The organism is Sphingomonas sp. BL-S-29 (assembly GCF_055521495.1).
The window spans coordinates 4,079,235-4,093,907 of the sequence record NZ_CM145482.1 but is presented as its reverse complement, the minus strand read 5'-3'; the positions used below and the strand labels follow the sequence as shown (position 1 = coordinate 4,093,907).

At 65.4% G+C, this 14,673-nt stretch carries 17 protein-coding genes; 15 read left to right on the top strand and 2 right to left on the bottom strand.

Annotated features, from left to right (window positions below; translation table 11 throughout):
* Nucleotides 1–6: 6 nt before the first annotated feature.
* Together ACZ1I2_RS19430 and ACZ1I2_RS19425 are read right to left on the bottom strand one after the other, a co-directional pair.
* Entirely contained in the window at nt 7–1,086 is a 1,080-nt protein-coding gene (locus tag ACZ1I2_RS19430) for a potassium channel family protein (RefSeq protein ID WP_465176151.1), read from the bottom strand.
* A 154-nt stretch (nt 1,087–1,240) separates the two neighbouring features.
* Nucleotides 1,241–1,750 carry a peptidoglycan L,D-endopeptidase MepK gene (locus ACZ1I2_RS19425; RefSeq protein ID WP_465181671.1) on the bottom strand — a complete coding sequence of 170 codons (510 nt, stop codon included), beginning with the start codon at nt 1,748–1,750 and terminating at the stop codon, nt 1,241–1,243.
* 116 nt (nt 1,751–1,866) lie between these two features.
* Here ACZ1I2_RS19425 and ACZ1I2_RS19420 point away from each other — a divergent pair, with 116 nt between their 5' ends.
* From ACZ1I2_RS19420 to nuoG, 15 genes are all read left to right on the top strand, one after another.
* Nucleotides 1,867–2,880, top strand: coding sequence for a L,D-transpeptidase family protein (locus ACZ1I2_RS19420; RefSeq protein ID WP_465173891.1), 1,014 nt, complete (start codon nt 1,867–1,869; stop codon nt 2,878–2,880).
* A gap of 4 nt (nt 2,881–2,884) precedes the next feature.
* Entirely contained in the window at nt 2,885–3,517 is a 633-nt protein-coding gene (locus tag ACZ1I2_RS19415; RefSeq protein ID WP_465176153.1) for a M23 family metallopeptidase, read from the top strand.
* Nucleotides 3,518–3,555: 38 nt separating this feature from the next.
* The gene (gene efp, locus ACZ1I2_RS19410) at nt 3,556–4,119 is read left to right on the top strand and encodes an elongation factor P (protein WP_332716856.1); all 564 of its coding nucleotides are present in this window, start codon (nt 3,556–3,558) and stop codon (nt 4,117–4,119) included.
* Between the two features lie 207 nt (nt 4,120–4,326).
* Complete coding sequence (locus ACZ1I2_RS19405; protein WP_465172555.1) at nt 4,327–5,139, top strand: inositol monophosphatase family protein; 813 nt, start codon at nt 4,327–4,329, stop codon at nt 5,137–5,139.
* 246 nt (nt 5,140–5,385) lie between these two features.
* Entirely contained in the window at nt 5,386–5,760 is a 375-nt protein-coding gene (gene ndhC / locus ACZ1I2_RS19400; RefSeq protein WP_272625746.1) for an NADH-quinone oxidoreductase subunit A, read from the top strand.
* Nucleotides 5,751–6,296: a NuoB/complex I 20 kDa subunit family protein gene (locus ACZ1I2_RS19395; protein ID WP_465176154.1), complete on the top strand. Its 546-nt coding sequence runs from the start codon at nt 5,751–5,753 to the stop codon at nt 6,294–6,296. Before ndhC ends, ACZ1I2_RS19395 begins: the two co-directional genes overlap by 10 nt.
* Nucleotides 6,293–7,129: an NADH-quinone oxidoreductase subunit C gene (locus ACZ1I2_RS19390; RefSeq protein WP_465176155.1), complete on the top strand. Its 837-nt coding sequence runs from the start codon at nt 6,293–6,295 to the stop codon at nt 7,127–7,129. The genes ACZ1I2_RS19395 and ACZ1I2_RS19390 overlap by 4 nt, the downstream gene beginning before the upstream one ends.
* A gap of 144 nt (nt 7,130–7,273) precedes the next feature.
* Entirely contained in the window at nt 7,274–8,509 is a 1,236-nt protein-coding gene (locus ACZ1I2_RS19385) for an NADH-quinone oxidoreductase subunit D (RefSeq protein ID WP_465172557.1), read from the top strand.
* A gap of 20 nt (nt 8,510–8,529) precedes the next feature.
* On the top strand, nt 8,530–9,045 hold the full coding sequence (locus ACZ1I2_RS19380) for a hypothetical protein (protein ID WP_465176156.1): 516 nt from the start codon (nt 8,530–8,532) through the stop codon (nt 9,043–9,045).
* A 1-nt stretch (nt 9,046) separates the two neighbouring features.
* On the top strand, nt 9,047–9,715 hold the full coding sequence (locus tag ACZ1I2_RS19375; protein ID WP_465176157.1) for a complex I 24 kDa subunit family protein: 669 nt from the start codon (nt 9,047–9,049) through the stop codon (nt 9,713–9,715).
* Nucleotides 9,712–9,879: a hypothetical protein gene (locus ACZ1I2_RS19370; protein WP_465172560.1), complete on the top strand. Its 168-nt coding sequence runs from the start codon at nt 9,712–9,714 to the stop codon at nt 9,877–9,879. The genes ACZ1I2_RS19375 and ACZ1I2_RS19370 overlap by 4 nt, the downstream gene beginning before the upstream one ends.
* The gene (gene nuoF, locus ACZ1I2_RS19365) at nt 9,880–11,181 is read left to right on the top strand and encodes an NADH-quinone oxidoreductase subunit NuoF (RefSeq protein ID WP_465172561.1); all 1,302 of its coding nucleotides are present in this window, start codon (nt 9,880–9,882) and stop codon (nt 11,179–11,181) included.
* Nucleotides 11,178–11,798 (top strand): hypothetical protein, encoded by a 621-nt coding sequence (locus ACZ1I2_RS19360; RefSeq protein ID WP_465176158.1) that lies wholly within the window; start codon nt 11,178–11,180, stop codon nt 11,796–11,798. Before nuoF ends, ACZ1I2_RS19360 begins: the two co-directional genes overlap by 4 nt.
* 84 nt (nt 11,799–11,882) lie before the next feature.
* Entirely contained in the window at nt 11,883–12,545 is a 663-nt protein-coding gene (locus ACZ1I2_RS19355; protein WP_465172563.1) for a hypothetical protein, read from the top strand.
* A gap of 14 nt (nt 12,546–12,559) precedes the next feature.
* Entirely contained in the window at nt 12,560–14,560 is a 2,001-nt protein-coding gene (nuoG, locus tag ACZ1I2_RS19350; protein ID WP_465176159.1) for an NADH-quinone oxidoreductase subunit NuoG, read from the top strand.
* The last annotated feature ends 113 nt before the right edge of the window (nt 14,561–14,673 follow it).

Sequence of the window (14,673 nt, the reverse complement as noted above, 5' to 3'; positions counted from 1 at the left end):
CCGGTTTCAGAAGATGTTCCGCCCGGCGCGGATTTCCACCTTCGTATTGAACATCTTGCGCGCCGCCGCACCCGCATCCCGAACCAGCACCAGCACTTCGTCGCCCGCCCGGATGATCTCGTCGCTCGGCGGGCGTGCGATGCTGGATTCCCCGCGCCGAATCCGGACGATGAAAAAGGCGCCGCTGCCCCGGCGTTCCGCTTCGCCGACCGTGAGGTTGGTCATCGCGGCGCCATCCTGCGTGATGACCAGTTCGAGATCGACTCCGAGCTCACCGAGATCGTGCTTCGCCCGGGCCAGTTCTTCGTCGGACGCAAAAGCGCCGCTGGCCGGATACAGGATCATTCGCGCAATCCGCTCGGCGCCGATATGGGTCGGCAGCACGACGTGATCGGCGCCCGCGCGGCGCAGCTTGCGCTCCGTCGTCGGCGCTTCGCCGCGCGCGATGATCTCCAGGCCCGCGTTTAAATTGCGCGCGCTCAGCGTGATGAAGACGTTCGCGGCATCGTCGGGCAGCACCGTCGCGAGCACCTTGGCGCGCTCGATCCCGGCGGCATGCAACGTCTCCTCGTCCGTCGCGTCGCCTGCCAGGCAGAGATAACCCGCAGCCTCCGCCTCGGCGAGCCTGGCCGCGCCCCGTTCGATCACGACGAGCGGCATCCCCGCCGCCGCGAGGTCGCGGGCGAGCATCACCCCGATCCGGCCGAAGCCACAGATCACGACATGGCCCGACAGCTTGTCGACGCGGCTCTGCATGCGGTTCGCTCCAAAAAACTGCCTGAGTTGAAGGACGGTAAAGATCTGGACCAGGGCGCTTGTCAGCAGGATCATGCCGGTGCAGCCGAGCACCATCGTGGCCATGGTGACGGCGTGGAGATAGGGCGTGTCGATCGGCCGGATCTCGCCATAGCCGACTGTGTAGACGGTCAGCACCACCATGTAGGAGGCGTCGCTGAAGCTCCAGCCCGCGGCCATATAGGCACAGGTAGCGACCACCACGACCATGGCGACAAAAGCCAGGATCGACAGGAGATTCCGGACGGGGGAGCCAAGGACGCTTTCAGCGTCGGCAAAAATCCTGCGCACGGGCAGGGAGTGTGGCTGAGCTGTCGCGGTCTGTCCAGCAAGCAGGTGAGTGGCTTGGCCTGCCTTGGGCCGTGCATGATATCACGACCTGCGCGGCGGCCGCATCTCGTTGACGGGGTTGGCTATAAAGCGGGTTGCCCCCGCCCGTCGGTCGTTACCAGCGGCGCACGGGGCCGGTATCGACATGGACGAAACCGTCGCGCGGATAATAGCCGACGCCGCCGCCGCCCAGCGCGAGCGCCGCGCCACGAAGGCGATCGAGCGAGACGCCCGGAATCATGATGTCGGTGGCCTTGCCCAGCATGTGCTGGCTCTGGCTGGCGACGCCGGTATGCTCGCCGCCCCGGGCGCGCAGCGACGCGTTGGTCTGGGGTGAGCGATAGCCGGAGATCAGGTCGATCTTGCGGCTGCCGCCCACGTCGAGCTTCTCGCGAAGCTGGACGAGCAGCGCGAGCAGCCTGGGGTCCATCGGGTGGACCTGCCCGGTTCGCCAGTCGCGCAGGCCGTGGTTCAGTTCGGCGAGCCCGTCCGCCACGAAGCTTCCGCCCCGCGCGAAGACGGCATCGACACTTTCATTGGTGTGCACGTTGCGGATCGCCAGCCGCAATTCCGCGCCGGTCGCCATGGCGGGCAGAGGAAAAGCGAGCGCGGCGCCGGCAGCCATCGCGCCGCCAAGCAGCGCGCGTCGCGAAAGGTTTGGGCCGTCAGCTCGTTCCGGGCCGGAAACAAGCCGGCTGTCCATCGTTGATTGCATGAGTGGCAATGTAGGGACCTGAAATGATGAGAAAAATAACGATCGGCGCGGCTTGTCTCGCTTTTGTCTCTTTTTGTCCCGTTAGTGTCTCCGCGCAGGGAACAAAGCTTAAGGAAGTGCAAGCGATCGACCGGTCGATTCTGCATGTTCAAGTGATTCTCGATCATCTCGGATTTTCGCCCGGCATGCTCGATGGCAAGCCGGGCAAGTCGCTTACCGCCGCGCTGAAGGGGTTTCAGGAAAGCCGGGGCCTCGAGATCACCGGGGATATGGACAAGGCGACGCTGTGGGCGCTTCATCCCTATCGCGCCTGGCGGCCGACGCGAACCCTGGCGCTGACGCCGGAGACGCTGGCCGGTCCCTATACCAACCCGCTGCCCAAGGATCCGCAGGAGCAGGCGAAGCTCCCGACGCTCGGTTATCGTGCGCCGATCGAGAAGCTGGCGGAGATGTTCCACACCACGCCCGAGGTGCTGATCGCGCTCAACGACCCGCAGACCCGGCTCGCACCGGGATCGATGATGACCTTCCCCAATGCGCTGCCGCTGTCGCGCGCCTATGATGCGAAACTGCCGGCCGACTGGCGCAAGACGCTCAACGACCTGAACGTGTCGGCGAGCCAGCCCGAGGGTGCGAAGGTCGTGGTCGACAAATCGGACGAGGTGCTGCGCGTGCTGGACAAGGACGGCAAGCTCGTCGCCCAGTTCCAGGCGACGATGGGCAGCACGCACGATCCGCTGCCGATCGGCACCTGGAAGATCCAGGGCGCGTCCTATAACCCCCCATTCCACTATAATCCGGACCTGTTCTGGGACGCGAAGGACAGTGCCAAGGCTGCCCGGCTGCCGCCGGGGCCGAATGGGCCGGTCGGCGTGATCTGGCTCGATCTGTCCAAGCCGCATTACGGCATCCACGGCACGCCCGAACCGAGCACGGTCGGCCGCGCCGAAAGCCATGGCTGCATCCGCCTCAGCAATTGGGACGCGGCGCGGCTATCGTTGATGGTGAAGCCCGGCACGCCGGCGATCTTCCAGGAGTGAGGCGATGAAAAAGCTCGGTTGCGGCCTGTTGACGGTGATAGGCGGGATCGCCGGCATCTTTGTCGCCCTGGTGCTGTTCGGTCAGGCCCTGCCCGACGCGAAGCCGCAGCCCAAGGTCGCGGTCGCAACCACGGTGGCAAACCCGGCGGGCGTACCCGCGCCGGCGCCGGCAACGGCCATGGCCGACCCGGGCGGACCACTCGCCGTTCCGGTCGCGGGCGTGGCGCGAAGCATGATCGCCGACAGCTGGGAAGATCCGCGCGACGGCGGCGCCCGCCAGCATCACGGCACCGACATCATGGCGCCCGGCGGCACGCCGGTGACCGCGGCCGCGCCCGGCACGATCGAGAAGCTGTTCCAGAGCGTGGCGGGCGGGACGACTCTCTATGTCCGCTCGCCCGACCGGCTATGGGTCTATTATTACGCCCATCTCTCCGGCTACGCGCCGGGAATCCATGAAGGGCAGGTGGTGAAGACGGGCGATCCGCTGGGCTATGTCGGCGATACGGGCAATGCCGGCGCGGGCAATTTCCATCTGCACTTCGGGCTCAGCCGCGCCACGCCGGAGCAGCATTGGTATCAGGCGCAGGACATCAATCCCTACCCCTACCTTGCCGGAAAGCCGTCATCCCGTTAAAGGCCCCGCCTTCGCTCTTTCCATCACAGGCATCCCCCATGAAGATCAACGCGGTCGAGATTCGTCCCGGCAACATCCTCGAATATGAAGGCGGCATCTGGCGCGCGGTGAAAATCCAGCACACCCAGCCGGGTAAGGGCGGTGCCTATATGCAGGTCGAGATGAAGAACCTGATCGATGGGCGGAAGAACAATGTCCGCTTCCGTTCGGCCGAATCGCTCGAGAAGGTCCGGCTGGAAACCACCGATTTCCAGTTCCTGTTCCGCGAGGGCGACCAGCTGACCTTCATGGACAAGATCAATTACGAGCAGATCACGCTGCCCGCCGACCTGCTCGGCGACGCCGCCGCGTTCCTGCAGGATGGCATGGACGTGGTGATGGAGCTCTGGGAGGAGCGCCCGATCTCGGTGCAGCTCCCCGACACGATCGAGGCGCTGATCGTCGAGGCCGATGCTGTGGTGAAGGGCCAGACCGCGTCTTCCAGCTACAAGCCCGCCATCCTCGAGAACGGCGTGCGCGTGATGGTGCCGCCGCATATCGGCGCCGGCACGCGGATCGTGGTCGATGTCTACGAGCAGACCTATGTAAGGCGCGCGGACTAAAGCTCCCCTCCCGCTTGCGGGAGGGGCTAGGGGAGGGCCTGTCCAGGGCCTCATGTCCTCCACCGATTGTTGACAGGCCCTCCCCCAGTGTACGTTCGCCGCTGGGTCGATCATGCCCCCGGCATGATCGAGAAATGCCTGGGAGGCATTTCGGACCCAGCGACGAACGTACACTCCTCCCGCAAGCGGGAGGGGAGGAGAATTGCATTGGTATCCCATTCAGGCCTCATCACCGTCATGGATCGCGCCGCGCGCAAGGCCGCGCCGCGAATTCGTCGGGACTTCAACGAGGTCCAGCACCTGCAGGTGAGCCGCAAGGGGCCCGCCGACTTCGTCACCATGGCGGACCAGCGCGCCGAGCAGACGATCTTCGAGGAGCTGTCCAAGGCGCGCCCCGACTGGGGGTTCCTGATGGAGGAGCGCGGCGAAATCGCCGGCGACCCCAACAAGCCGCGCTGGATCGTCGACCCGATCGACGGCACCACCAACTTCCTCCACGGCATTCCCCATTTCGCGATCTCGATCGCGGTCGAGGAGCCGCTCGCCAACGGCAAGCGCGAGATCACCACCGGCCTGATCTACAACCCGATCACGGACGACAGTTTCTGGGCCGAAAAGGGCCGGGGCGCCTGGATGCAGGAACAGCGGCTGCGCGTGTCGGCGCGCCGCGACCTGCCCGACGCGCTGATCGCGACCGGCATTCCGTTCCTCGGCCATGGCGATTTCGCCCAGTGGAGCCGCATCTTCGGGGCGATCGCGCCGGAAGTGGCGGGCATCCGCCGGATCGGCGCGGCCGCGCTCGATCTCGCCTGGGTCGCGGCGGGCCGTTTCGACGGGTTCTGGGAATCGGGCCTGAAGCCCTGGGACGTCGCCGCCGGCATCCTGCTGGTGCGCGAGGCGGGCGGCTTCGTCACCGATTTCCGCGGCGGCGACCGGATGATGGAACGCGGCGAATTCCTGGCCGCGAACGACGCGCTGCAATCCAAGCTGCACAAGCTGCTGGCGAACGCTTTGCGCTAATCATTCCTCCCCGGAACGGGGAGGGGGACCGCCCGCTTCTTCAGCGGGTGGTGGAGGGGCTTGAAGCGCGGAACATCTGTCCCGCGCTCCAAGCCCCTCCACCACTTCGTGGTCCCCCTCCCCGAGCAAGCTCGGGGAGGAACGGAAGGCTTGGTTTTTGCGAGTGATTCTCACTCCTCGCGGCCTTGCCCAATAGGGGTCATCGTCCTAAAGCCGCGCCAATCATTCGCACCTGCGAGAAGCCCATTGGTCGACCTGTCGCAATATCTGCCGATCCTGCTGTTCCTTGGCGTCGCGATCGTGCTGTCCAGCGCGTTCGTGTTCCTGCCGATCATCGCCGCGCGCTTCACCGGCGCGCATAAGCCGACGCCTGAAAAGCTGACCGAATATGAATGCGGTTTCCCCGCCTTCGAGGATTCGCGCAGCCAGTTCGACGTGCGCTTCTATCTCGTCGCCATCCTGTTCATCATCTTCGATCTCGAAGCCGCGTTTCTCTATCCCTGGGCGGTCAGCGTCTTCTCGCTGGGCTGGACGGCATGGTTCGCGATGATGGGCTTCATTGCCGAACTCGCGCTCGGCCTCGTCTATGCATGGAAGAAGGGAGCGCTCGAGTGGGAGTAGAACTCACACCAGCCGCCTCCGGTGGCGCGATCATCCCACCCGATCAGGCGTTCTTCGACGATCTGAACGGCGAGCTGACCGACAAGGGTTTCCTCGTCACCTCGACCGAGGATCTGTTCCACTGGGCCCGCACCGGCTCTTTGTGGTGGATGACCTTCGGCCTTGCCTGCTGCGCGGTCGAGATGATCCATGTGAACATGCCGCGCTACGATCTGGAGCGTTTCGGCGCCGCGCCGCGCGCGTCTCCGCGCCAGTCGGACGTGATGATCGTCGCCGGCACGCTCTGCAACAAGATGGCTCCGGCGCTGCGCCGCGTCTACGACCAGATGTCCGAGCCGAAATACGTCATCTCGATGGGCTCCTGCGCCAATGGCGGCGGCTATTATCATTATAGCTACAGCGTCGTGCGCGGCTGCGACCGGATCGTGCCGGTCGATATCTATGTCCCGGGCTGCCCGCCGACGGCGGAGGCGCTGCTGTACGGCATCATGCAGTTGCAGCGGAAGATCCGCCGCATCGGAACGATCGAACGGTGAGGGCGCCGGCGCCGGCCTACACGGCCAATGACGGGGTGATCGATCGCGCGGGCGAGCTGCTCGGCGTGAGCCTGGTGTCGTCGCTCGATGCGGTGGGCGAAGTCGCGCTGACGGTCGACCGCGAGACGCTGGTCGAGACGATGATCGCGCTGCGCGACACGCCCGGCCTCGAATATCAGCAGCTAATGGAAATCGCCGGCGTCGACTATCCGGAGCGGCCCGACCGGTTCGAAGTGGTCTATTGCCTGCTCTCGCTGACCCGCAACCACCGCATTCGCGTGCATGTGCAGACCGATGAGGAAAAGCCGGTGCCGTCGGTGACGGGCATCTGGCCGGTCGCCGGCTGGCTCGAGCGCGAAGTGTACGACATGTACGGCGTGCTGTTCTCGGGCAATGCCGATCTGCGCCGCATCCTGACCGATTACGGTTTCCGCGGCCATCCGCAGCGCAAGGATTTCCCGCTGACCGGCTATGTCGAGCTGCGCTATTCCGAGGAAGCGAAGCGGGTGGTCTATGAGCCCGTCCAGCTCGCCCAGGATTTCCGCAGCTTTGATTTCATGAGCCCGTGGGAAGGCGCCGAATATATCCTGCCCGGCGACGAGAAGGCGAAGCTGCCCGAAGCCAAGGGCGCGCCGACGCCGCTCAAGGCCGACGAGATCCAGAAGGCGGATGCGGCCAAGACCGCCGCCGCTGCGCCGCCGGCGACGCCGAAGGTCACCGAGAGCACGGCGCAGACCGGGGCAGGCAAAGCATCGCCCGACGCGGAACCCAAGCCCGCCGATCCGGATGTGGTGAAGAAGCCGCGCGCGCCGCGCAAGCCGAAGGCGTCGTGATGGATATTCTTCTTTCCTTCCCCGGCGAAGGCCGGGGCCTAGTTGGGGGACTTTCCTTGGCTGGCGTTGCGCTTCTTCACTTCAACCTTCCCAACTGGACCCCGGCCTTCGCCGGGGAAGAGCTAGTAGTGCCGGGAGGCGCGCATGGCTGATCATCTCGAAGCGATCGAGGGCAGGACCGACGCCGCCGACCCCGAAGTCGGCGATATCGCGATCCAGAACTACACGATCAATTTCGGCCCGCAGCATCCGGCCGCGCACGGCGTGCTGCGCCTGGTGATGGAGCTCGACGGCGAGATCGTCGAGCGCGTCGATCCGCATGTCGGCCTGCTTCACCGCGGCACCGAAAAGCTGATCGAGCACAAGACCTATATCCAGGCTCTGCCCTATTTCGACCGGCTCGATTACTGCTCGCCCTTGTGCATGGAGCACAGCTTCGTGCTCGCGATCGAGAAACTGCTCGATCTCGAAGTGCCGATCCGCGCGCAATATCTCCGCGTGTTCTTCGCCGAGCTGACGCGCATCTCGAACCACATGCTCAACCTCGGCAGCCATGTCATGGACGTCGGCGCGATGACGCCGAACCTGTGGCTGTTCGAGATCCGCGAGGATTGCCTCAACTTCTTCGAGCGCGTCTCCGGCGCCCGCATGCATTCGGCCTATTTCCGGCCGGGCGGGGTACACCAGGATACGCCGCTCAAGCTGCTGACCGACATTGCCGACTGGCTCGACGGCCGCCTGCCGCGCCTGTTCGAGGATGCGATCAGCCTTGTCGCCGACAACCGCATCTTCAAGCAGCGCAACGTCGACATCGCGACGGTGAGCCGCGACGATGCGATCAAATGGGGTTTCTCCGGCCCGATGATCCGCGGCTCGGGCATTCCGTGGGATCTGCGCAAGTCGCAGCCCTATGACGTGTACGCGAAGATGGATTTCGACGTGCCGGTCGGCACCCGCGGCGATTGCTACGACCGCTTCATGGTGCGCGTGGAGGAGGTCCGCCAGTCAGTGCGGATCATGAAGCAGTGCCTGAACGAGATGCCGGAAGGGCCGATCGCCAGCCTCGACCGCAAGGTCGTGCCGCCCAAGCGCGCCGAGATGAAGCGCTCGATGGAAGCGCTGATCCACCACTTCAAGCTCTATACCGAGGGCTTCCACGTGCCGGCGGGCGACGTGTACGTCGCGACCGAGAGCCCGAAGGGCGAGTTCGGCGTCTATCTCGTCGCCGACGGCAGCAACAAGCCGTACCGCTGCAAGATCCGCCCGACCGCCTTCTCGCATCTCCAGGCGATGGACTTCATGGCCAGGGGCCACATGCTCGCCGACACCACCGCCATTCTCGGCGCGATGGATATCGTGTTCGGGGAGTGCGACCGGTGAGGTTCGCTTCTCTCTTGGCCGTGGCGCTGATGGCAGGTTGCGGCATCGCGCAAGCTCAAGATCTGACAAAAAAAGATACCGTCATGCAAGGCGGCCCGCTTGACCAGCTCGTGCTTGGCCCTCTCGTGACGGCCAAGGGGCAGCCGGGTTTCGGACTTAAACCGTCCCCGCCTAATGCTGCGCCGGTCCCACAACCGATGTTGGCCATCGTCACCGGGCTGCTTCACGCTTACGAACTCGGTAAAAAAGGCTCATACCGACCCTATCTGGCCGCTGACGCGACCGGTACATGGTGCGAAGGCCCAATGACCGAAAACTGTCGTGACGCGGTGCCTTTCGACGGCTTCACCTTTGGTGAGCATTGTGTCGCCAACACCCCGTTTTACGAAGGTGGTTCGGACGTACGCCTCGAGTGGATCTATAAGGGGCAGCTCTACTACATCTCGTTCGTGAAGTTCAGCGGCGGCAAGATTCGCAGCGTCGTGACCACTCGCGCGAGCGTCCCCGCCATCTTCAATCCGGACGCCAAGGGCTAGCATGGCTGAAGCACCCAAAATCCCCGACGAAGCCGAGACTCGCGCACGCTGGGGTTCGTTCATCTGGACGGCCGAGAATCGCAAGAAAGCGACCGAGATTCTCGGCCGCTATCCCAAGGGGCGCGAGCAATCCGCGTCGCTGCCCTTGCTCGATCTCGCCCAGCGCCAGGTCGGCGCGGAGACGCATACCCAGGGCTGGCTGCCGGTCCCGGTGATCGAATATGTCGCCCGCGAGATCGGCGTGCCCTACATGCGCGTCTATGAGGTCGCGACCTTCTACACCATGTTCAACATGGCGCCGGTCGGCCGCTATCACGTCCAGGTCTGCGGCACGACGCCGTGCATGCTCGGCGGATCGGACGATGTGCTAGCCGCCTGCAAGAATCGTGGCCTGGTCAAGGGCACGACCACGCCCGACGGCTTGTTCACCTTGACCGAGGTCGAGTGCCTCGGCGCCTGCGCCAACGCGCCGATGGTACAGATCAACGACGACAATTACGAAGACCTGGATTACGATCGCACGACCGCGATCCTCGATGCGCTGGCCGAGGGCAGGACGCCCACGCCGGGCTCGCAGACCGGGCGCCGCGACAGCTGCCCGGCGGGCGGCCCGACCAGCCTCAGGGAAATGGTCGACGAGAATCACGATTACCGGGGGGAATGGGCATGAAGGGTACGAATCCCATCGTCGCGATCCTCGCGATCATCGGCGGCCTGGTTGTGCTCGGTTTCGTGCTGAAGGTGACCTTCAAGCTGCTCGGCCTGCTGATCCTGATCGGCATCGGCCTCGTCATTTACTTCGCGGTGCAGAGCGCGACGGGGAAGGGCCGCTAGATGCTCGCCGACAAGGACCGTATCTTCACCAACGTCTACGGGTTCCAGCCGTGGAATCTCGAAGGCGCGCTCAAGCGTGGCGATTGGGATGACACCAAGGGCCTGATGGCGCGCGGGCAGGATGCCCTGATCGACGCGGTCAAGGCATCGGGCCTGCGCGGCCGTGGCGGCGCGGGTTTCCCGACCGGCACCAAATGGTCGTTCATGCCGAAGGAGCCCAAGCCCGAGCGGCCGAACTTCCTCGTCATCAACGCCGACGAATCCGAGCCCGGTTCCTGCAAGGACCGCGAGATCATGCGGCACGATCCGCACAAGCTGATCGAAGGCGCGCTGATCGCGGGTTTCGCGATGCGCGCGCGCGCGGCGTACATCTATATCCGCGGCGAATATATCCGCGAGGCGGAGGTGCTCTTCGCCGCGGTCGCCGAAGCCTATGACAAGGGCCTGATCGGCAAGAACGCCTCGGGGTCGGGCTATGATTTCGACGTGTTCGTCCATCGCGGCGCCGGCGCCTATATCTGCGGCGAAGAGACCGCGATGCTCGAGAGCCTCGAAGGCAAGAAGGGCCAGCCGCGCCTCAAGCCGCCGTTTCCGGCGGGTGCGGGCCTCTATGGCTGCCCGACCACGGTCAACAATGTCGAATCGATCGCGGTCGTGCCGACGATCCTGCGGCGCGGTGCCGAATGGTTCGCCGGCATCGGCGCGGAGAACAACCGCGGCACCAAGCTGTTCCAGATCTCCGGCCATGTGAACAAGCCCTGCGTGGTCGAGGAAGCGATGAGCATTCCCTTCCGCCAGCTGATCGAGGAACATTGCGGCGGCATCCGCGGCGGGTGGGACAATCTGCTCGCGGTCATCCCCGGCGGCTCCTCGGTGCCTTTGGTGCCGGCGGCGCAGATCATGGACTGCCCGATGGATTTCGACGGGCTGAAGGCGCTGGGCTCCGGCCTCGGCACCGCGGCGATCATCGTCATGGACAAGTCGACCGACATCGTCCGCGCGATCAGCCGCATCTCCTATTTCTACAAGCATGAGAGCTGCGGCCAGTGCACGCCGTGCCGCGAGGGCACCGGCTGGATGTGGCGCGTGATGGAGCGGCTGCGCACCGGCGATGCCGATATCAGCGAGATCGATACGCTGCAGCAGGTCACCAAGCAGATCGAAGGCCACACCATCTGCGCGCTCGGCGACGCGGCGGCGTGGCCGATCCAGGGCCTGATCAAGCATTTCCGGCCCGAGCTGGAGCGCCGGATCAAGGAACGCGGCGGCGATCTCGCCCCGATGATGGAAGCGGCGGAATGAAGCTGCTGTCGATCGCGCACGTGACGGCCTGTCTCGCGATGACGATCGCCTGGCAGCCGCTTCTCGCCCAGTCCCAGCCGGCGCCGAGACTGGCGTATTCGGCCGTTCGCGTGATCGGTTTTTGCGTGGCGGATCGCAGTTCCCCGGCCGCACGGCGGGTCATCGATCTGGATTTTGGCACCGAGACCTACCGTACGGCCCTGGCCACGCTGGTGCAGCCCGCAGACAGCTGCATGCCGCAGGGGCATGTCGTTTATAATCCGGTCCAGCTGGGCGGCGGGATCGCGGAATATTTCCTGGCGTCCCATCTGTCACGCGGTTCGCTGGAGCGTGAACTGGCGCGAGGTTCCATGGACCGGGAACTGGCGTCCACGGATGCGACTCAACGTCTTGGCGCGTGCATCATCCACAGGTCGCCCGGGAAAGTGGTCGCCTGGCTGAAGTCCGTGCCGGACAGTGCCGAAGAGCCGCGCGCCTTGCGCGCCATCACGCCCGATGCGAGTACCTGTGTCGCGGCGGTGCATAGCGCGCGTCCAAGCGCCGCCGGGCTCCGCGCAATCCTGGCGCTGACCAGCTACCATATCGCGACGCGGCCCGGCGCCGCGGTGAGGAGCTAGCGCCATGGGCACGATTGAGCTCGTGGGAAGCGGGATGCTGCGCGGCTATCCCATGTCGTTGTCGTCTATCGGGGGGAAGGCGGAATGAGAATAATGGTCATTGCTGCCGCTATCGCCGCACTGCCATTGGCAGCGGCGGGCGCCGCCGCCGGGGAGCGCAAGGCCGATCCGCGCGAATTCCGCGCCACGGCCGAATGCGTGATGGCGGAAGCGCCCGATCAGGTGCGCCAGCTGCTCGGCAGCTTGCCCGGCTCTTCCGACGAGCAGCGTGCGGCGAAGCGGCTTGCTTCGGTCTACAGCTCGTGCAGCGGCGACTCGTTCGGTCTTTCACTCAGCAACGGGACGCAGGGTCTCTATAACGGCCGCGCCGATATGGCGGCTGCCGCGACGTCGTTGGCGCTGAAAGGTGGCCGCCGGGCGCTGCGTCCGGGCGAAGTGAAGACATGGTATCTCGGTTCTATTGCGGGACGGTCGCCGGGCAATGGTTATGACGCGGTCGCGCTCGGCATGCAGGAATTCGGCACCTGCGTGGTCAACGCGGCGCCGGAAGCCTCGACCGATCTCGTTCAGTCGGCGGCCGGCAGCGATGCCGAACGCCGCGCGCTCGATGCGATCAAGCCGGTGCTCGGCGGTTGCGTCGTGACAGGCAAGCCGATCAGCATGAAGCGCGATCAGCTCCGCCTGATGATCGCCGAACCCCTTTATCACGCCATTGTCGACGGCCCTTCGGCCGGCCGGCGCAGCTAGCAAGTACGAAACGCATGCCAAAGCTCAAAGTCGACGGAATCGAGATCGAGGTGCCGCAGGGCGCCACCGTGCTGCAGGCGTGCGAGCTTGCCGGCAAGGAAATCCCGCGCTTCTGCTATCACGAGCGCCTGTCGATCGCCGGCAATTGCCGCATGTGCCTGGTCGAGGTTAAGCCGGGCCCGCCCAAGCCCCAGGCCTCGTGCGCGCTGCCGGCCGCCGAAAACCAGGAAGTCTTCACCAACACCCCGATGGTGAAGAATGCGCGCGAAGGCGTGATGGAATTCCTGTTGATCAACCACCCGCTCGATTGCCCGATCTGCGATCAGGGCGGCGAGTGCGACCTGCAGGACCAGAGCCTGGCTTATGGCCGCGGCCATTCCCGCTATGACGAGAACAAGCGGGCGGTCACCGAAAAGTACATGGGCCCGATCGTGAAGACGGTGATGACGCGGTGCATCCAGTGCACTCGCTGCATCCGCTTCGCCGAGGAAGTCGCCGGCGTCGAGGAAATCGGCGCGATCGGCCGCGGCGAGGACATGCAGATCACCTCCTACCTCGAGGGTGCGGTGACGAGCGAGCTGTCGGGCAATGTCGTCGATCTCTGCCCGGTCGGCGCGCTGACCTCCAAGCCCTATGCCTTCGAGGCGCGGCCCTGGGAGCTGAAGAAGACGCTGACCATCGACGTGATGGACGCTGTCGGCACCAATATCCGCCTCGACAGCCGCGGCCGCCAGGTGCTGCGCGCGCTCCCCGTGATCAACGAGGACGTCAACGAGGAATGGGCCAGCGACAAGACCCGCCACGCGGTCGACGGGCTGGTCCGCCGCCGGCTCGATCGTCCGTTCGTGCGCAAGCAGGGCAAGCTGACCGAGGCAAGCTGGGACGAGGCCTTCGCCGCCATTGCCGCAGTGAACGCCGGCTCCAGCGTCGCCGCGATCCATGGCGATCTGGTCGATTGCGAGACGCTCTACGCCGCCAAGGCGCTGCTCGGCGCGATGGGCTCGACCCTGATCGAAGGCCGTCAGACCGGCATGGCGTATGACGCGTCGTCGCTGTCCGCGGTCAATTTCAACACCACCATCGCCGGCACTGAAGACGCCGACGCGATCCTGCTGGTCGGCACCAATCTGCGCTGGGAAGCGCCGCTGGTGAACACCCGCATCCGCAAGGCGATCAAGAAGGGCGCGAAGGTCTTCGCGATCGGCGAAGAGACCGACCTGACCTACAAGGTCGAATGGCTCGGCAACGACCTGACTCTGCTCGGCAAGCTGCCCGATGGCCCGGCCGAGGCGTTCAGGAATGCCCAGCGCCCGATGGTCATTGTCGGCGGCGGCGCGCTCAAGGGCGGTCACGGTGCCGCGCTCAAGCTGGCCTCGTCGCTGAACCTGGTGCGCGATGGGTGGAACGGCTTCAACGTGCTGCACATGGCGGCGTCGCGCATGGGCAGCCTGATGCTCGGCCTCGCGCAAAAGGGCGGCATCGCCGATATCGTCGCGGCCAGGCCCAAGCTCACCTTCTTCCTCGGTGCCGACGAGGCCGATTTCTCGGCCTTTGCCGACAGCTTCAAGGTCTATATCGGCCATCACGGCGACAAGGGCGCGGCGGCTGCCGATGTCGTGCTGCCGGGCGCGAGCTATGCCGAGAAGTCGGGCACCTGGGTCAATCTCGAAGGCCGCGTCCAGCGCGGCGAACGCGCCGTCTTCCCGCCGGGCGACGCCCGCGAGGACTGGACCATCCTGCGCGCGCTTTCCGCGGTGTTGGGCAAGACCCTGCCGTTCGACACGCTCGAGGAACTGCGCGCGGCGATGGGTGTCGACACGCCCGATCTCGCCACGCTTGGCCTGCGCCGCTTCGCCTGGAACGCCCCGGCGCTCGATGCGAAGAGCGAAGGCCCGGTCGGCTATCCGATCAAGGATTTCTACCTGACCAACGCCATCTGCCGCGCGTCCCCGACGATGCAGCGCTGCTCGGCCGAGCTGATCCACGGTGAAGAGTTCGCGGAGGCGGCGGAGTGATGCATGTGGGAGTTCATTTCCGAAGCGCTGTTCCTGTCGCTGCCACCGAAGGTGCAGCTCGGATGTCTGGCGGTGGTTGTCGTGCTTATCGGCTGTGCCGTGCTCGTAGCGTA